Origin of the sequence: Stappia sp. (assembly GCF_048261845.1) — a bacterium.
Lineage (GTDB): Bacteria > Pseudomonadota > Alphaproteobacteria > Rhizobiales > Stappiaceae > Stappia.
Genome location: NZ_JBLXFR010000007.1, coordinates 90,081 through 107,898, shown reverse-complemented (window position 1 = coordinate 107,898; position 17,818 = coordinate 90,081). Strand labels below are relative to the sequence as shown.

The following is a 17,818-nucleotide window of genomic DNA, read 5'->3' as shown; positions in this document are numbered from 1 at the left end:
TGTGCGGGTGATCGCGACAGGGCCGCAGGACACGTCCCCGGTCGGCGATGCCGCCGTCCAGATACGCCTCGATCCGGTTCGTTTCGGGCTGTTACGCGGAGACGCCTGGCATGCAGGATGATGCCGGGTTCGATGTTTCGCTGGCCGGCCAGCTTCTCATTGCCATGCCGCAGATGGCGGACGAGCGCTTTGCCCATTCGGTAATCTATCTTTGCGCCCATTCCGCGGAAGGGGCCATGGGCATCGTGCTCAACCAGCGGGCGCCGAGCCTCACCTTTCCCGATCTCCTGCGCCAGCTCGAGATCATCGCTGACGAGGGCGATATCCGGTTGCCCGATCCTGCGAACCGGATGCAGGTGCACCGCGGCGGGCCGGTCGAGACCGGACGGGGCTTCGTCCTGCATTCAGGCGACTTCGTCATCGCCAACTCGACGATGCCGATCCAGGACGGTATCTGCCTCACCGCGACGCTCGATATCCTGCGCGCCATCGCGGAAGGCCGCGGGCCGAACCAGGCGATGCTGGCCCTCGGCTACGCCGGCTGGGGGGCGGGGCAGCTGGAGACGGAGATACAGGAAAACGGGTGGATCACGGGGCCGGCCGATGCGGCGATCATTTTCGATGCGCCGCTCGACAGCCGCTGGGACCGCGCCTTCGCCAAGATCGGGATAGATCCGGCGATGTTGTCCAGCGAGGCGGGACACGCCTGAGGCGCCGCCCGCCGCCTGTTCCGGTGCACCCTGCTGCCCAGCATCGCGTCTTGCCCGTGCCCGAGTGCGGAGCTAGGGTGCGCATGGATGCAGCAGGTGGTTCCGGACTGCGGGACAGCGCCGCGACGGGCGGTCTCTCCGACCCGGGCGACCCGCGCACCCGTCTCCGGTTCACCCGTTCTGGCAGTTCGCCCTTGCCGGGGCCGGCCGAAGCCGGGCAGAAGAAGATCATGGCCGTCCAGCCGGCCAACGACCCCTGGAGGATGTCGCCGTCGTGAAATATGTGAGTACAAGGGGCGAGGCGCCGGTTCTCGGTTTTGCCGACGTGCTTCTGACCGGTCTTGCCGCCGATGGCGGGCTCTATGTCCCGCAGACATGGCCGCAACTTTCTCCGGAGACCATCGCGGGTTTTGCCGGCCGGCCCTATGCCGAGGTCGCGCAGGCGGTGATCGGGCCTTTCGTCGGCGACGACATCGCGGCGGATGATCTCTCGCGGATGATCGGCGAGGCCTATGCCGGCTTCCGCCATCCGGCGGTCACGCCCCTTGTCCAGATTGCGCCCGGCCGTTTCGTGCTGGAACTGTTTCACGGTCCGACGCTTGCCTTCAAGGACGTCGCCATGCAGCTGCTCGGGCGGTTGATGGACCATGTGCTTGAACAGCGCGACCAGCGTGCCACCATCGTCGGCGCCACCTCCGGCGACACCGGCGGCGCGGCCATCGACGCGTTCCGGGGCCGCGAGCGCACCGACGTCTTCATCCTTTTCCCGGACGGGCGCGTCTCCGACGTGCAGCGCCGACAGATGACCACCCCGGCGGAGGCCAATGTCCATGCGTTGGCGCTTGCCGGAACGTTCGACGACTGCCAGGCGATCGTGAAGGGCATGTTCACCCACGCGGCCTTCCGCGACCGGGTGCAACTGGCCGGCGTCAACTCCATCAACTGGGCGCGGATCGTTGCCCAGGTGGTCTACTATTTCGTTGCCGGCGCGGCGCTCGGCGCCCCGCATCGTCCGGTGTCCTTCACCGTGCCGACCGGCAATTTCGGCGATATCTTCGCCGGCTATGTGGCTGCCCGCATGGGCCTGCCGATCGACCGTCTGGTGATCGCCACCAATTCCAACGACATCCTCGCCCGGACGCTGGAAAGCGGTGCCTACGAGACGCGCGGCGTGGTGCCGACCATCTCGCCCTCGATGGACATCCAGATCTCCTCCAATTTCGAACGGCTCCTGTTCGAGGCCCATGGCCGGGATGCCGGTGAAATCCGTTCGCTGATGGCGCGGCTTGCCCAGTCGGGCCGCTTCGAGCTTGCAGCGGCTCCGCTCGATGCGATCCGTACCGGCTTCGATGCAGGTCGCTGCGACGAGGCGGGGACGTCGGCGACGATCGCCCGCACCCATGAAGAGACCGGCTACCTGCTCGATCCCCATACCGCGATCGGTGTCGAGGTGGCGTCCCGGCAGGCCGACAGCGACACGCCGATGGTGGTGCTGGCGACCGCCCATCCGGCGAAATTCCCCGACGCGGTCGAGGCTGCCTGCGGGGTGCGCCCCGCCTTGCCGCCTGAATTGCAACCCATGATGACGGCGCCGGAACGCTTCGAGCGCGTTGCCGGCGACCGCCAGTCCGTTGAAGACCACGTCCTGCGTCAAGCGCGCGCCGTTGGCCTGGAGGTGTCTTGATGCAGGTACGCGTGACGAGGCTTGAAAACGGACTGACGGTGGTGACCGACACCATGCCGCACCTGCGAACCGCGGCGCTCGGTGTGTGGATCAGCGCGGGCTCGCGCTCCGAGACGCCGGAGCAGAACGGCATCAGCCATCTGCTCGAGCACATGGCTTTCAAGGGCACCGCGACCCGCAGCGCCCAGCAGATCGCCGAGGAGATCGAGGCGGTCGGCGGAGAGCTCAACGCGTCGACCAGTGTCGAGCACACCAACTACTACGCCCGGGTGCTTGCCGAGGATGTGCCGCTGGCGGTGGAACTGCTCGCCGACATCCTGCAGAACTCGAGCTTCGATCCGGCCGAGCTGGTGCGCGAGAAACACGTGATCCTGCAGGAGATCGGCGCCGCACACGACACCCCCGACGACAAGGTTTTCGACCAGTTCCAGGAAACCGCCTGGCCGCAGCAGCCGATCGGCCGGCCGATCCTCGGGACGCGCGAAACGGTGATGTCCTTCACGCCGGACGACTTGCGGTCCTATCTGGCCGAGCATTACCGGGCGGAGAACATGGTGCTTTCGGCGGCCGGCGCTGTTGACCATGACGTCATCGTCGAGCTGGCGCGGACCCATCTCGGTGGCCTGTCGGGAAAATCGGCGGCGATCACGCATCCCGCCGGTTATGTCGGCGGCAGTGCCGCGATCGAGCGCGACCTGATGGAGGTCCAGCTGGTGCTGGGCTTCGAGGGCAAGCCTTACCGGGCACCGGACTACTATTCGATCCAGGTGCTCGCCTCGGTGATGGGCGGCGGCATGTCGTCGCGGCTCTTCCAGGAAATCCGGGAGCGGCGCGGCCTCTGTTACGCGATCTACGCGTTTCACTGGGCGTTCCAGGACACCGGCCTGTTCGGCATTCACGCGGCGACCGGCGAAGAGGACATCGCGGAGCTGTTTCCGGTTCTGGTCGACGAAATCGGCCGTGCCTCGCAGGATATCACCCAGTCCGACATCGACCGGGCCAAGGCACAGATCCGCGCCGGCCTGATGATGTCGCTTGAAAGCCCGGCGGCGCGCGCGGGCCAGATCGCCCGGCAACTGATGATCCATGGCGAGGTGCTCTCGCCGGAGGATATCCAGGCCCGCGTCGACGCGGTGACGCTTGCAACGGTGCGCCAGGTGGCGGCCGAAACCTTCGCCGGCGCGCCGACACTTTCCGTTGTTGGCCCGAAAGGCGGCGACCTGCCGCATGCCCTCGACGCGGATGCGGTCGGTGCCCGGCTCGGCACCCGGCCCGCGCGCGCGGTCGGCGCCTGATCCCGCAAGGAGGCGGCGATGTCGTTGCTCAGGGCTTTCGCCACGACGGAGACGGCCAGGATCCTGCGCGGCGGCGAGGGCGAGACCGCCGTGCACCTGCGGGCGCCGCAACCGCATGATTTTCCGGAATGGGCCGCGTTGCGGGAGGAAAGCCGCGCTTTCCTGCAACCCTGGGAGCCGCAATGGGCCGAGGACGAATTGACGCGCGCTGCCTATCGTCGTCGGTTGCGTCGCTATGCCCGCGAGATCCGGGAGGATCGCGCCTATCCCTTCTTCCTGTTTCGCGAGGAGGACGGGGCGCTGGTGGGCGGCGCGACACTGTCCAACATCCGCCGCGGCGTCGCACAGGCCTGTTCGCTCGGCTACTGGATGGGGGCCACTCATGCAGGCCGGGGCTACATGAGCGAGGCGGTGCGCGCGTTGCTCTCCTTCGCGTTTGGCGAGCTTGCGCTGCACCGCGTCGAGGCTGCGTGCCTGCCCCACAATGCCGCTTCGCAGCGTCTCCTTGAAAAAGCCGGTTTCTCCCGTGAAGGCTACGCCCGCCACTACCTGCGGATCGCCGGCAAGTGGCAAGATCATCTTCTTTTCGCCAGGCTTTCAAGCGACATGGCCTCCGGCGATATCGTCGCCGATATTCAGCCTCGACAATCTCCGGTCTGGCGGGTGCAGGCGGGTGTGTTGGCCGGCGAGAAAGAAATCTTGTGAGATGAGGTGGATGCCGATATGTGTCCGACACCTCGTGAAAGCCGAATCTGAGCGGGTAAGCCGGTTGCGTTTTCTCAACATCCTAGTGCTCGCGCTCACGGCGTGGTTTTACGCGCTCGCTCCGGCGGGCGCCATCGAGGCTGTCGAGGTGCCGGTGCGCAGTGACGCCATGGACCTGACCGGCGCGGTCGATCGCTATCCTTTCGAGGGGCCGAGCCTGCAGGTCTCCACGGCTCCCGGTGCCGACGGGATCGTCCGGCGCATCGAGGTGAACTCCCGCGATGACGCCAATACGAGCTGGGCGGTCTTCGCGCTGTCCAATCCCGGCGACGAGCAGATCGACCGGCTGATCGTGGCCCCCTTCTTCCAGCTCGTCGGTTCCCAGCTTATCTGGCCGGATCTCGGAGCCTCGCGGATCGCCTCCATCACGCCGAGCCAGGGCATCGCCCCCGAGCGCCAGTCGAGCCAGGAGGCGGACGTCTTCCTGATCACGCTCGATCCCGGCGCCGTCGTCACCTATGTGGTCGAGCTGCGCACGCCCGGCCTGCCGCAATTGCGGCTGTGGGAGCCGGACGTCTACAAGGACACGGTCAACGCCTACACGCTGTACCGCGGCATCATCCTGGGCATTTCCGGCCTGCTGGCCCTGTTCCTGACGATCCTGTTCGTGGTCAAGGGGACAATCATGTTCCCCGCGACCGCCGTGCTGGCATGGTCGGTCCTGGCCTATCTGACCATCGATTTCGGCTTCTGGAACAAGGTTCTGCAGATCACGCCGGGCGAGGAACAGTTGTACCGGGCCTGTGCGGAAGTGGCGCTGGCGGCGAGCCTGATCATCTTCCTCTACGCCTATCTGAACCTCAACCGCTGGCATATCCGCTACAGCCACCTGGCCCTGGCGACGCTGATCCTGGTGCTCGGCCTGCTCGGCGTCGCGGTCTGGGATCCCTCGGTTGCCGCCGGCATCGCGCGCATCTCGCTCGGCATTATCGGCGTGCTTGGCTTCGCCGTGATCGCAACGCTCGCCTGGCAGGGATATGACCGGGCGATCATGCTGGTGCCGACCTGGGTCCTGCTCCTGTCCTGGCTGATCGGTGCCGGCATGACCGTGACCGGCTCGCTTGCCAACGACATCGTCCAGCCGGCGCTTGCCGGCGGGCTGGTGCTGGTGGTGCTGCTCATCGGCTTCACGGTGATGCAGCATGCCTTTGCCGGCGGCGCCATCGCGCAAGGGTTGATCTCGGACGTCGAGCGCCGGGCTCTCGCGCTCACCGGTTCCGGCGACATCATCTGGGACTGGGACATCGACCGCGACCGGATCTCCACCGGCAACGAGGTGGAGGACCTGCTTGGCCTCAAGCAGGGTCTGCTGGAAGGTCCCGCGCGCGACTGGCTGGACATTCTTCATCCGCAGGATCGCGACACGTTCCGCGGCACGCTCGACGCGGTCATCGACCAGCGCCGGGGCCGCATCTCGCAGGCCTTCCGCCTGCGCGCTGACGACGGCCATTTCCGCTGGTTCCGCCTGCGGGCCCGGCCCATCGTCGGCTCCGACGGCGAGGTGATCCGCTGCGTCGGCACGCTGCTCGACATCACCGACCAGAAGGTGACCGAGGAGCGCCTGCTGCACGACGCGGTGCATGACAACCTGACGGGCCTGCCGAACCGCGAACTGTTCATGGACCGGATGCACGCGGCGATTGCCCGGGCACGCGCCGAAGGGCTCGGCCGTCCGTCGGTGCTGATCATCGATCTCGACAGGTTCAAGCAGGTCAACGATTCCATCGGCCTGTCGGCCGGCGACAGCATTCTCCTGACCATTGCCCGGCGCGTGTCGCGCCAGCTCAAGCCGCAGGATTCGCTGGCCCGGCTGAGCGGCGACACGTATGGCCTTCTGCTCCTGTCCGAGCAGTCGGCCGACCGGGTCGCAGCCTTCGCGGACGCGGTGCGGCGGGCGGTCCGTTCGCCGATCACCTTCGGCGAGCGCGAGGTCTTCCTGACAGCGTCCGTCGGGATCGCCATTTACGAGGCCGACAACACGGGCGCAGCGGACCTGGTGCGGGAAGCCGACATGGCCATGAACCACGCCAAGCGCCTGGGCGGCGACCGGGTCGAGGTCTTCCGGCCGACGCTGCAGACCAGCGGCGTCAACCGCATCGAGCTGGAAGCGGACCTGCGCAAGGCGCTGAAAACGGACGGCATCACGGTCTACTATCAGCCGATCGTCCGGCTGGCGGATCGGTCCATCGCCGGTTTCGAGGTTCTGGCGCGCTGGAACCATCCGCGCCGGGGCGCGATCTCGCCGGTGGAATTCATTCCCGTCGCCGAACAGTCCGGCCTGATCAACGAGCTTGGCCTGTTCGTACTCGATCGCGGCGCCCGCCAGCTCTCGGAATGGCAACAGTCGTTCCGCCTGCCGGTGCCGCTCTTTGCCAGCGTCAACATCTCTTCCCTGCAGCTGCTGCGCCACGACCTGATCAACGATGTGAAGTCGGTGCTGTCGCGCTCGTCGCTGGCGCCGGGCACGCTGAAGCTGGAGCTGACGGAATCGGTCGTCATGGCCAATCCGGAATATTCCGCCCGGATGCTGGAACGGCTCAGGGCGCTTGGCGCGGGGCTGTCGCTGGACGATTTCGGCACCGGTTATTCGAGCCTCAGCTACCTGCAGCGCTTCCGCTTCGACACGATCAAGGTCGACCAGTCCTTCGTGCGTTCGAACGGGCGCAGCGCGCGTCCGGTCATCCTGCGCTCCATCGTGGCGCTGGGGCATGACCTGGGCATGCAGGTGGTGGCGGAAGGGGCGGAGACGGAGTCCGATTCGCTCGAACTGCACCAGCTCGGCTGCGAATACGCGCAAGGCTTCCTCTTCGGCCAGCCGATGGAAGCGGCCCAGGCGACCAGGCTTCTGCAAGCGGAAATGGACGCCCTGCGGGCGTGAACTGCGGGAAGCCGCCTCGCCGCCGGCTGTCCGGCGCGACGCGAGGTGGTGGCAGGCCGTCGGGATACAAAAGGGCAACCAAATGGTTGCCTTTCCGGTTCGTCTTGTGCAAGATGAAAGGCAACCGGAGGGTTGCGCAATGACGGATCGGATTGTCAAGAAAGTCGAGTTGAAGGCGCCGGTGTCGCGTGTCTGGCGTGCCTTGTCTGATCACGAGGAGTTCGGTCAATGGTTTCGGGTCAGGCTCGACGGGCCTTTCATACCCGGTGCCGTCTCGACCGGCAGGATGACCTATCCCGGCTACGAGCATTATCCGTGGCTGGCCACCGTGGAAAAGGTGGAGCCCGAAAGGCTGCTTTCCTTCAGATGGCATGATTTCGACGATGAGTCCGACATACCCATCGCCGACCAGCCTGCAACGCTGGTCGAGTTCCGGCTGGAGCAGGTGGAGGGAGGAACCTTGCTGACGATTACCGAAAGCGGCTTCGAGGCCCTTTCCGACCATCGGCGCATCGAGGTCTTGCGGGGAAATACGCAAGGCTGGAACATGCAGGCGGAAAACATTGCCAGCCATGTCGCCAGCTCCGCCTGACACGTCCCCCGTTGCCTCGGTGTTTGCGGCGCTCGGGGACACAACCCGTCTGATGCTGCTGACCCGGCTGATCGAGGGGCGCGCGCAGTCGGTCGTCGAGTTGACGCGCGGCACCGGCCTCACCCGGCAGGGGGTCAGCAAGCACCTTGCCGTGCTGGAGGCCGCCGGCGTGGTCTCCAGCACGCGTACCGGGCGAGAGAACCGCTTTGCCGTCCGTCCGTCCGGACTGGCCGAGGCCGGCCGCTACCTGGAGCGGGCGTCGCGGCAATGGGGCAACGCGGCCGAACGGTTGCGCAACCTCGTCGAGGATTGACCAGGCTCCCAAGCGGGGCGGCGCGCCGTTTTGCAGGTCTACTTCTTCTTGAAAGGCGCCATGCCCTTGCGGGCAAGTTCGTCGGCACGCTCGTTGTCGTCATGGCCGGCATGGCCCTTGACCCAGTGCCAGACGACTTCGTGCCGCTTGCGCGCCGTGTCGAGCGCCTGCCAGAGGTCGGCATTCTTCACCGGCTTCTTGTCGGCGGTGCGCCAGTCATTGCGCTTCCAGTTGAACAGCCACTTGGTGATGCCGTCGCGCACATAGGTGCTGTCGGTGTGCAGGTCGATCACGCAGGGGCGTTTCAGGGCGTTCAGCGCCTCGATCGCGGCGGTCAGTTCCATCCGGTTGTTGGTCGTGTCCGCCGCGCCGCCGCAAAGCTCCCGCTCATGCGCCCCGAAGCGCAGCAGAGCGCCCCAGCCGCCGGGACCGGGATTGCCCGAACACGCGCCGTCGGTATGGATGGAAACGCGCTGGGAGTTCTCCGCCGTCACGAGACCAGCCCGTAGTCGGAGGCCGTCGCCACGCCCTGGTGGAAGCGCAGCTTTCGCAGGTATTCGCGCGGATCCTTCGGCGTCACCAGCGCGCCTTCCGGCACGCGCAGCCAGTCATGCAGCCGGGTCAGCAGGAAGCGCAAGGCCGCACCGCGCGCCAGCAGCGGCAGCGAGGCGAACTCCGCATCGGTGAACCCGCGCACGGAGCGGTAGCCGTTGAGCAGCGCGCGGGCCTTGGTGACGTTGAACGAAAGGTCCGGTTCAAAGCACCAGGCGTTGAGGCAGATCGCGACGTCATACGCGAAGGCATCGTTGCAGGCGAAGTAGAAGTCGATCAGGCCCGACAGGTCCTCGCCGAGAAAGAACACGTTGTCGGGAAAAAGGTCGGCATGGATGACGCCTGCGGGAAGCTTTTCCGGCCAGCGGCTTTCCAGGTGGTCGAGCTCGGCGGAGAGCTCCGCCCCGAGCCCCTCGACGATCGTGTCGGCCTGATCGAGAGAGCCCTCGAGCAGCGGCCGCCAGTTCCCGACCGAAAGCGTGTTCGGCCGCGACATGGGGAAATCGGCGCCCGCCAGGTGAAAGCGGGCGAGCGCCTCGCCAAGGGCGGTGCAGTGCTCGCGTCTGGGGCGGCGCACCCACATTCCGTCGAGAAACGAGATGATCGCCGCCGGCCGGCCGGCGAGTTCGCCCAGCATGGAGCCCGAGCGGTCCACGACCGGCTGCGGGCATGAGATGCCACGCGTCGCCAGGTGGCGCATCAGCTCGAGAAAGAACGGCAGGTCGCCGCGTTCCACCCGCTTTTCGTAGAGCGTCAGGATGTAGTAGCCCGACTGGGTGTGCAGCAGATAGTTGGAGTTCTCCACGCCTTCTGCGATGCCCTTCAGCGCGAGAACGCCGCCGATCTCGTATCCGGCGACAAACTCCGCGAGGTCCTCGTCGGATACATCCGTGTAAACAGCCATGTCTGCGTCAGTGTCCTTGAAGTGTCGAACTGCCGTGGGAGGTGCCTCAGGGGGTGAGGGGCGTGCGGCTGTCGGCGAGAATGCGCCCGCCAATGCCGATGAAGCAGACACCCGCGGCCCGCTCGATCCAGTGTTTCGCGCGGGAGAAGCGGCGGATGACGGGTGCCGACGACATGAACAGGCTGACGAGCGTGTACCATGTGCCGGCGGACAGCACGACCAGCGCGACCATCGCTCCCATCACCCAGTAGGGCATGTCGCCGGTCACGGACGTTGCGAAGACGCTGGTGAAGAGCACGATGGCCTTCGGATTGGTCAGCGTCACGAGAAATCCGAAGACGAGGGGCGTCCTGCCCTGGTCACCGTTCGCCGCGCCGATCTCGATCGGCGCCGGTGGGGTGAACAGCAGGCGAATCCCGAGATATGCGAGATAGAGGCCGCCGAGAATGCGCAGGGCGAAAGCCAGCCACTGGTATTCGATGAGAACGGCGGACAGGCCGAGCAGCGAGAGGCCGGCATAAAATCCCAGTCCCGCCGAAACGCCCAGGGTGGTCAGCAGCCCGTGCCGCGTGCCGTGGGCCATGGACGAGCGCACCACGGCGATGAAATCGGGACCCGGCAAGACGAGCGCGGGAATGAAGATCGCGAACACCGCGCCCAGAACGCCCAGCCATTCCATCCTGTGGTCCTTTCCGCGGGGCCTATTCGGCCGCAGCCTCGCGCAGTGCGCGCGGCAGGTTGAAGGAGATGGTTTCCTCGGCCGTGCGGACGCTTTCGACATGCACGTCGTAGCGCGCGGCGAAGGCTTCGATGATTTCCTCGACAAGCACTTCGGGAGCCGAGGCGCCGGCGGTGATGCCAAGGCGCGCAAGCGGCGGCAGCTCGTCCCAGGGAATGTCCGTCGCGCGCTGGACCAGAACCGACTTCGGGCAACCGGCGCGCTCGGCAACCTCGCGCAGGCGCTGCGAGTTGGACGAGTTGGGTGCTCCGACGACGATCAGCGCGTCGACCTGCGGCGCCACTGCCTTGACCGCTTCCTGGCGGTTGGTGGTGGCGTAGCAGATGTCGTCCTTGTGCGGCGCGACGATATCGGGGAAGCGGCTCGTCAGGACGGCGACGATCTCGGCCGTGTCGTCGACGGACAGCGTCGTCTGGGTGATCCAGGCAAGCGCGCGGTCGCCGGCCGGCTGAAAGCGGCGCGCGTCCTCGACCGTTTCCACCAACTGGACGGAGCCTTCGGGAAGCTGTCCCATCGTGCCGATCACCTCCGGGTGGCCGGCATGGCCGATCAGCACGATCTCCCTGTCGCGCCGGTGGTGGATCTCCGCTTCCTTGTGGACCTTGGAAACCAGCGGGCAGGTGGCGTCGAGATAGAACATGTTGCGCGCCTGCGCATCCGCTGGCACGGATTTCGGCACGCCATGGGCGGAAAAGACGACCGGCCGGTCGACATGGTCGGCGGGGATCTCGTCGAGTTCCTCGACGAAGATCGCGCCCTTGGCCTTCAGGCTTTCCACCACGAACTTGTTGTGGACGATCTCGTGCCGCACATAGACCGGCGCGCCGAAACGCTCGAGCGACAGTTCGACGATCTGCACCGCCCGGTCGACACCGGCGCAAAAGCCGCGCGGCGCGCACAACATCACGGTCAGCGGCGGCCGCGTGTGCGTCGCCTCGCCGGTCTTCGTCCGGGATCTGGTGTTCGCCTGGGATGTAGACGCCAAGCCCGGGCCTCCTTGCCTGTCCGCGTTGCGCCGGCGGAATTGACAGCCGGCATGCGTATCGTGCCTCTTACCGGCAATAGAGGTACGGGGGCAGGGTGTGTCAAGGGGCGCGGGGAGGAGCAGCCGTGAGGCCGGCAGCGCACGGCGGTCCGGGCCCCGGCCTTTGTCTCGCCAAGCCGTCATGGCCCTGATATAGACGGGCGCTGGATACGCGTATCGAGACAATCAGAACTGGGAAAGACTGGCATGCAGCAGGCCGAATGGATCCGTCTCTCCGGCAAGGTCGCCACCCTGACGCTCGGGCTGGTCGTCGCGGGATGCGGCGGCGGCGAGGTTTCGAGCGTCGGCAATGACATCGCCAAGACGGTGATCTCCGGCAACGCATCGGGCAAGTCCGTCGTTGACGACATCGACCCGTCGATCTTCGTCAAGGACGTTCCCTGTCCGCCGCTCGAGGTCGAGGCCGGGCGCTACTTTGTCACGCACCACCAGCGCGGCAAGGACGACGACCCGCGCGCGCTCATCTATCAGGCGAGCCTGGAGAATTGGGCACGCCGCTGCCGTCGCGAAGGCGGCGAGGTGAAGATGACGCTCGGCGTTTCCGGGCGCGTCACGCCGGGCCCCGCCTTCCAGGGCGGCGAGATCTTCCTGCCGATCCGCGTCACCTACCAGAATCTCGACGACAGCAACGCCAGGGCCAAGCCCGAGACGCGGGTGCTCACCGTGCCTGTCACGCTCGGTGCCGGGGCGCCCGCCGAACAATGGGCCCTTGTGGAGGAAAACTTCGTTGTTCCCCAGGGTCCTTCGATCAAGGTTCAGATTGCGCTGGACGAGAACGCCAAACGGCGGCAATAGGAAGGCGTGTTGACAGTCCGGCACGGGCTGTCGACAATGCGACGCAAGGTAAGATTTCTGGTGGCGTAGACGTTGTGCGCCACCGGCGAGGACGGAATGACAGGTTGTCGTTTCCGTTTCGTCTGGACGAACTGCGGGAGAGGTCGATGCCACGGGCGTCGGCGCCGAAGGAGCAACCGCCCCGGAAACTCTCAGGCAAAAGGACCGCAGGTCGAGCAACGCTCTGGAAAGCAGGATGACGCATCGCAAGATGCGTGTGTTCTCACCGAAGGAGTAACCGCCTTTCTTCTGGGGCGCCGGCCACGGGCCGTGCGCCGGGCGGGAAATCTCTCAGGTCGTCAGGACAGAGGGGGTGCGTGGATACGAGACCGTGTTCGCGTCACCAGACCCTCTAGAGCCAGGACGACCGCTATGGCCGATGCCGAGACGCTTCTTTCAACGCCGCTGACAGACCTGCATCGCGAGCTGGGCGCCCGCCTCGTGCCGTTCGCCGGCTACGAAATGCCTGTGCAGTATCCCGCCGGCATCATCGCGGAACACACCCAGACCCGCGAGAAAGCGGGCCTGTTCGATGTCTCGCATATGGGTCAGGCGTTTCTCGTCGGACCGGACCACGAGACCACGGCACGGGCCCTGGAAACGATGGTTCCCTCCGATGTCGCGGGCCTGAAGCCCGGCCGCCAGCGCTACACGGTGCTGCTCAATGCCGATGGCGGCATCGTCGACGACCTGATGGTGACCCGCCCGCTGGGCGCGGAAAACGACGGCCGCCTCTATCTGGTCGTCAACGCCTCGCGCAAGGATGTCGATTACGCCATGATCGCAGCCGGCCTGCCCGGTAATGTCCGCCTTGAGCCGATCGAGGACCGCGCGCTGATCGCGCTGCAGGGCCCGATGGCAGCCGAGGTGATGGCCTCGCACGCGCCGGCTGCTGCCGACCTTGCCTTCATGGGCGCGGCCGAGATGGAGTTCGACGGCATCGCGGTGCATGTCTCGCGCTCCGGCTATACCGGCGAGGACGGCTACGAGATTTCGGTTCCTGCCGGTGCTGCCGAACCCTTGGCCCGTGCGCTGCTCGCCGACGAGCGTGTCGGCCCGGTCGGCCTCGGCGCCCGCGATTCGCTCCGCCTCGAGGCCGGGCTCTGCCTTTACGGCCACGACCTCGACGAGACGACGTCACCGGTCGAGGGCGGCATCACCTTCGTGCTGCAGAAGCGGCGCAAGGACGCGGGCGACTTTCCCGGCGCGGCGCGCATTCTCTCCGAACTTGCCAAGGGCGCCGGGCGCGTTCGCGTCGGCCTGACGCTTGCCGGGCGTGCCCCGGCGCGCGAGGGCGCGGAAATCCGCTCGCCCGACGGCCCGGTGATCGGCGTGCTGACATCCGGCGGCTTTGCCCCCACGCTCGGCGCACCGATTGCCATGGGCTATGTCGATGCCGCCCATGCCGCCCCCGGCACGCCCGTGAAACTCGTCGTGCGCGGCCGCGAACTCGACGCCGAAGTGGCGGCCATGCCCTTCGTCCAGCAGCGCTACTACCGCAAGCCGGCCGCCTGAGCGGTCGTCTTCAAGATTTGCATTGACCTGAACCGGCCAGAACAAGGCCCTTCCGGAGGACCAGAAAGTCATGAGCACCCGTTACACCGAAGATCACGAGTGGGTCACCATCGACGGAGACGGCGCCACCGTCGGCATCACCACCTATGCCCAGGAGCAGCTTGGCGACGTCGTTTTCGTCGAACTGCCGGAGGTGGGCCGCAAGGTCTCGAAGGGCGACGAGGCGGCTGTCGTCGAGAGCGTCAAGGCAGCCTCCGAGGTCTATGCGCCGCTCGACGGCGAGATCGTCGAGGCCAATGACGCGCTGGCCGATGCGCCGGGCAAGGTCAACGAGGATCCGGAAGGATCGGCCTGGTTCGTCAGGATCCGCATCGCCGATGCCGGGCAGCTCGAGGGCCTGATGGACGAAGCCGCCTACAAGGCTCATATCGAGGGGCTCTGAGCACCATGGCGAAGCATCTCTACCGGGCGGACGTCAACTGGCGGTGTGATGGCGATTTCGCCGCCAATGCCTACAGCCGCGGCCATGACTGGTCCTTCGACGGGGGCACGACCATCCCGGCTTCGGCCTCGCCGAGCGTCGTGCCCCTGCCGCATTCGATCGAGGCGGCGGTCGATCCGGAAGAGGCCTTCGTTGCCGCCATATCCTCCTGTCACATGCTGTGGTTCCTCGACATTGCCCGTCGCGACGGTCTGGTCGTGGACAGCTATCGCGACCGGGCCGAAGGCGTGATGGAGCGGGTCGCCCCCGGCAAGATGGCGGTGACCCGCGTCGTGCTGCGTCCCGAGATCGTGCTCGCCGGCACCGCCCTCCCGGATGCCGGACGGCTCGATGCCTTGCACCACAAGGCGCACGAGGCCTGTTTCATCGCCAATTCCGTCAAGAGCGAGATCGTGGTCGAGGCCGCCCCCGCCACTCTTGCCGACAACTCCCAAGGAGCGTGACATGCGCTATCTGCCGCTGTCCGAGACCGACCGCGCCGACATGCTGGCGCGGGTCGGGATCTCCGGCATAGACGAGATCTTCGTCGATATTCCCAAGAGCGCCCGCATCGACGGGTTGCTCGACCTGCCGCGCCGCCAGGGCGAGTTCGCCGTGGAGCGCGACATGAGCCGCATGGCGGCGAAGAATGTCGCGGCGTCCTCGGTGCCCTTCTTCGTCGGCGCCGGCGCCTACAAGCACCATGTGCCGGCGAGCGTCGACCACCTGATCCAGCGCTCGGAATTCCTCACCTCCTACACGCCCTACCAGCCCGAGGTGACGCAAGGCACGCTGCAATATCTCTTCGAGTTCCAGACCCAGGTTGCCGCGCTGACCGGCATGGAGGTCGCCAATGCCTCCATGTATGACGGCTCCACCGGCACCGCCGAAGCGGTGCTGATGGCGCACCGGGTGACGCGCCGCAACAAGGCGGTGCTCTCCGGCGGGCTGCATCCCCACTACCGGCAGGTGGTCGAGGGGCTGAGCTCGATGGCCGGCGACCGGGTCGAGGCGCTTGGCGCCGATCCGGCCGGCACCGAGGACATCCTTGCCGCGATCGATGACGAGACCTCCTGCGTCGTCGTTCAGTCGCCTTCGGTCTACGGACACCTGATCGACCTCAGGCCGATCGCCGAGAAGGCGCATGCCCACGGCGCGCTGCTGATCGCCGTCTTCACCGAGGTGGTGTCGCTCGGCCTGGTCGAATCCCCGGGCGCGCAAGGAGCGGATATCGTCGTCGGCGAGGGCCAGTCGATCGGCAACGGCCTCAATTTCGGCGGGCCCTATGTGGGTCTTTTCGCCACCCGGCAGAAATTCATCCGCCAGATGCCGGGCCGTTTGTGCGGCGAGACGGTCGATTCCAACGGCAAGCGCGGTTTCGTGCTGACGCTGTCGACCCGCGAGCAGCATATCCGCCGCGACAAGGCGACCTCGAACATCTGCACCAATTCCGGGCTCTGCTGTCTCGCCTTCACCATTCACATGACGTTGCTCGGCGGCAATGGCCTGGCGAAGCTCGCCCGGATCAACCACGCCAGCGCGGTGAAGCTGAAGGCAATGCTCGAGACCGTGCCGGGTGTCTCGGTGGTCAACGACACGTTCTTCAACGAGTTCACCGTGAAGCTGCCGATGCCGGCGCACGGCGTCGTCGAGGCGCTGGCCGACAAGGGTGTCCTGGGCGGCGTGCCGGTCTCGCGTCTCGAGCCGGGCAAGGGCGATCTGGAAAACCTGCTTCTCGTCGCGGCGAGCGAGGTGAATTCGGACGAGGACCGCGCGGCCTTCGTCTCGGCGCTGAAGGAGGTGCTGGCATGAGCATGAACAATCAGGGCCGTCCGTCCGCACCGGTCGAGACGGCGATCACCAGCGAGCGCGAGACCTTCACCGGCAACAAGGCGCTGGCCATGGAAGAGCCGTTGCTGTTCGAGACCGGCCGCATGGATGTGTGCGGCGTCGATCTCGACGAGCCGGAGGACTTCACGCCGGCGCTGGGCAGCCACGCACGCAAGGCGGTGCCCGACCTGCCGGCGCTGACCGAGCCGGAGGCGATGCGCCACTATGTGCGCCTGTCCTCGAAGAACTACGCCATCGATGCGGGGCTTTACCCGCTCGGCTCCTGCACGATGAAGCACAATCCGCGCCTCAACGAGAAGATGGCGCGGCTGCCGGGCTTCGGCGACATCCACCCGATGCAGCCGCTCTCCACCGTGCCGGGCGCGGTCGAGCTGATCGCCGAGCTTGCCCACTGGCTGGTCACCATGACCGGCATGTCCGCGGTTGCCATGAGCCCGAAAGCCGGCGCCCATGGCGAGCTTTGCGGGATGATGGCGATCAAGGCGGCGCATACGGCCGCCGGACGCGATCCGAAGGTCGTTCTGGTGCCGGAATCCGCCCACGGAACCAATCCGGCGACGGCCGCGCTCCTTGGCTACAAGGTTGTCTCCATCGAGGCGCGCGAGGACGGCACGGTCGATCCGCAGGCGGTGAAGGCGCGCATCGCCGAGCATGAGGGCGACATCGCCGGCATCATGCTCACCAACCCGAACACTTGCGGCCTGTTCGAGCGCGACATCATCGCGATGGCCGAGGCGATCCACGCGGCGGACGGCTATTTCTACTGCGACGGGGCGAACTTCAACGCCATCGTCGGCAAGGCCCGTCCGGGCGATCTTGGCGTCGACGCCATGCATATCAACCTGCACAAGACCTTTTCCACCCCGCATGGCGGCGGCGGTCCCGGTGCCGGCCCCGTGGTGCTTTCCGATCGGCTGGCGCCCTTTGCGCCCTTGCCCTTCCTGCGCAAGGAGGGTGACGGCGTAACCTGGGTGGAAAGCGAGAGCGAGTTGAAGGACGGCGAGCAGCCCTTCGGCCGGATGACCGCTTTCCACGGCCAGATGGGCATGTATGTGCGTGCGCTCGCCTACATGAAGAGCCACGGCGCCGACGGCCTGAAGCAGGCCTCGGAAGATGCGGTGCTCAACGCCAACTATGTGCGCGTCGGCCTGAAGGACCTGATGAGCCTGCCCTTCGGCCAGCGCTGGTGCATGCACGAGGTGCTGTTCGACGACAGCTTCCTCAAGGACACCGGCGTCACCACCCTCGACTTCGCCAAGGCGATGATCGACGAGGGATATCATCCGATGACCATGTATTTCCCGCTGGTCGTCCACGGCGCGATGCTGATCGAGCCGACGGAATCGGAAAGCCGCTCCTCGCTCGATCTCTTCATCGCCACCATGCGCGATCTCGTCATGAGCGCGCAGAAGGGCGAGACGGACCGTTTCAAGGGCGCGCCGTTCCACGCCCCGCGCGGCCGTCTCGACGAGACGCGCGCGGCGCGCAATCCGGTGCTCAAGTGGGAGCGTCCGGCAGCGCGGGAGGTGCAGCCGCAGGCGGCCGAATAGCCGGCTGATCCGACAGCTGAAGAATGCCAGCGCCCGGCCTTGTGCCGGGCGTTTTGCGTTGTGGGTGCATGGTTGGAGGACTTGCAGAATAAAATGACATTCTATATGTC

18 protein-coding genes and 1 riboswitch are annotated in these 17,818 nt (G+C 66.5%); of the genes, 14 read left to right on the top strand and 4 right to left on the bottom strand.

Features of this window, described 5'->3' with window-relative positions; all coding sequences use genetic code 11:
* Positions 1-110: 110 nt before the first annotated feature.
* The 8 genes from ACN0T5_RS05345 (at position 111) to ACN0T5_RS05310 (ending at position 8,237) form a co-directional block, all read left to right on the top strand.
* Positions 111-710, top strand: a complete 600-nt coding sequence (locus ACN0T5_RS05345) for a YqgE/AlgH family protein (protein ID WP_417767582.1) — start codon at positions 111-113, stop codon at positions 708-710.
* An 83-nt stretch (positions 711-793) separates the two neighbouring features.
* Positions 794-988 carry a hypothetical protein gene (locus ACN0T5_RS05340; protein ID WP_417767581.1) on the top strand — a complete coding sequence of 65 codons (195 nt, stop codon included), beginning with the start codon at positions 794-796 and terminating at the stop codon, positions 986-988.
* Positions 985-2,394, top strand: a complete 1,410-nt coding sequence (thrC, locus tag ACN0T5_RS05335) for a threonine synthase (RefSeq protein ID WP_417767580.1) — start codon at positions 985-987, stop codon at positions 2,392-2,394. Before ACN0T5_RS05340 ends, thrC begins: the two co-directional genes overlap by 4 nt.
* On the top strand, positions 2,394-3,689 hold the full coding sequence (locus ACN0T5_RS05330) for a M16 family metallopeptidase (RefSeq protein ID WP_417767579.1): 1,296 nt from the start codon (positions 2,394-2,396) through the stop codon (positions 3,687-3,689). Before thrC ends, ACN0T5_RS05330 begins: the two co-directional genes overlap by 1 nt.
* Before the next feature lie 18 nt (positions 3,690-3,707).
* Complete coding sequence (locus ACN0T5_RS05325; RefSeq protein WP_417767578.1) at positions 3,708-4,394, top strand: GNAT family N-acetyltransferase; 687 nt, start codon at positions 3,708-3,710, stop codon at positions 4,392-4,394.
* A 64-nt stretch (positions 4,395-4,458) separates the two neighbouring features.
* Positions 4,459-7,332, top strand: coding sequence for an EAL domain-containing protein (locus ACN0T5_RS05320; protein ID WP_417767589.1), 2,874 nt, complete (start codon positions 4,459-4,461; stop codon positions 7,330-7,332).
* Positions 7,333-7,471: 139 nt separating this feature from the next.
* Complete coding sequence (locus tag ACN0T5_RS05315; RefSeq protein WP_417767577.1) at positions 7,472-7,924, top strand: SRPBCC family protein; 453 nt, start codon at positions 7,472-7,474, stop codon at positions 7,922-7,924.
* The gene (locus ACN0T5_RS05310; RefSeq protein WP_417767576.1) at positions 7,905-8,237 is read left to right on the top strand and encodes an ArsR/SmtB family transcription factor; all 333 of its coding nucleotides are present in this window, start codon (positions 7,905-7,907) and stop codon (positions 8,235-8,237) included. The genes ACN0T5_RS05315 and ACN0T5_RS05310 overlap by 20 nt, the downstream gene beginning before the upstream one ends.
* Before the next feature lie 38 nt (positions 8,238-8,275).
* On the opposite strand, the gene rnhA is transcribed toward ACN0T5_RS05310, so the two are convergent.
* From rnhA to ispH, 4 genes are read right to left on the bottom strand one after another with little or no spacing between them, the layout of a single operon-like run.
* The gene (gene rnhA, locus ACN0T5_RS05305; protein ID WP_417767575.1) at positions 8,276-8,731 is read right to left on the bottom strand and encodes a ribonuclease HI; all 456 of its coding nucleotides are present in this window, start codon (positions 8,729-8,731) and stop codon (positions 8,276-8,278) included.
* Positions 8,728-9,693 (bottom strand): homoserine kinase, encoded by a 966-nt coding sequence (gene thrB, locus ACN0T5_RS05300; RefSeq protein ID WP_417767574.1) that lies wholly within the window; start codon positions 9,691-9,693, stop codon positions 8,728-8,730. The genes rnhA and thrB overlap by 4 nt, the downstream gene beginning before the upstream one ends.
* A gap of 46 nt (positions 9,694-9,739) precedes the next feature.
* Positions 9,740-10,372 carry a LysE family translocator gene (locus tag ACN0T5_RS05295; protein WP_417767573.1) on the bottom strand — a complete coding sequence of 211 codons (633 nt, stop codon included), beginning with the start codon at positions 10,370-10,372 and terminating at the stop codon, positions 9,740-9,742.
* Between the two features lie 22 nt (positions 10,373-10,394).
* Positions 10,395-11,345 (bottom strand): 4-hydroxy-3-methylbut-2-enyl diphosphate reductase, encoded by a 951-nt coding sequence (gene ispH / locus ACN0T5_RS05290; RefSeq protein WP_417767588.1) that lies wholly within the window; start codon positions 11,343-11,345, stop codon positions 10,395-10,397.
* 318 nt (positions 11,346-11,663) lie between these two features.
* On the opposite strand from ispH, the gene ACN0T5_RS05285 reads away from it, so the two are divergent.
* The 6 genes from ACN0T5_RS05285 to gcvPB all read left to right on the top strand — a co-directional run bounded on the left by ACN0T5_RS05285 (position 11,664) and on the right by gcvPB (position 17,708).
* Positions 11,664-12,272, top strand: a complete 609-nt coding sequence (locus ACN0T5_RS05285) for a hypothetical protein (RefSeq protein ID WP_417767572.1) — start codon at positions 11,664-11,666, stop codon at positions 12,270-12,272.
* A 124-nt stretch (positions 12,273-12,396) separates the two neighbouring features.
* Positions 12,397-12,489: riboswitch (glycine riboswitch) on the top strand.
* 194 nt (positions 12,490-12,683) lie between these two features.
* Positions 12,684-13,826 carry a glycine cleavage system aminomethyltransferase GcvT gene (gene gcvT / locus ACN0T5_RS05280; RefSeq protein ID WP_417767571.1) on the top strand — a complete coding sequence of 381 codons (1,143 nt, stop codon included), beginning with the start codon at positions 12,684-12,686 and terminating at the stop codon, positions 13,824-13,826.
* 70 nt (positions 13,827-13,896) lie between these two features.
* Positions 13,897-14,268: a glycine cleavage system protein GcvH gene (gene gcvH, locus ACN0T5_RS05275; RefSeq protein ID WP_417767570.1), complete on the top strand. Its 372-nt coding sequence runs from the start codon at positions 13,897-13,899 to the stop codon at positions 14,266-14,268.
* A 5-nt stretch (positions 14,269-14,273) separates the two neighbouring features.
* A complete protein-coding gene (locus ACN0T5_RS05270) occupies positions 14,274-14,771 on the top strand; it encodes an OsmC family protein (protein ID WP_417767569.1) in 498 nt (165 codons plus the stop codon).
* Position 14,772: 1 nt separating this feature from the next.
* Positions 14,773-16,119 (top strand): aminomethyl-transferring glycine dehydrogenase subunit GcvPA, encoded by a 1,347-nt coding sequence (gene gcvPA / locus ACN0T5_RS05265; RefSeq protein WP_417767568.1) that lies wholly within the window; start codon positions 14,773-14,775, stop codon positions 16,117-16,119.
* Positions 16,116-17,708 carry an aminomethyl-transferring glycine dehydrogenase subunit GcvPB gene (gcvPB, locus tag ACN0T5_RS05260; protein ID WP_417767567.1) on the top strand — a complete coding sequence of 531 codons (1,593 nt, stop codon included), beginning with the start codon at positions 16,116-16,118 and terminating at the stop codon, positions 17,706-17,708. Before gcvPA ends, gcvPB begins: the two co-directional genes overlap by 4 nt.
* Positions 17,709-17,818: the final 110 nt, after the last annotated feature.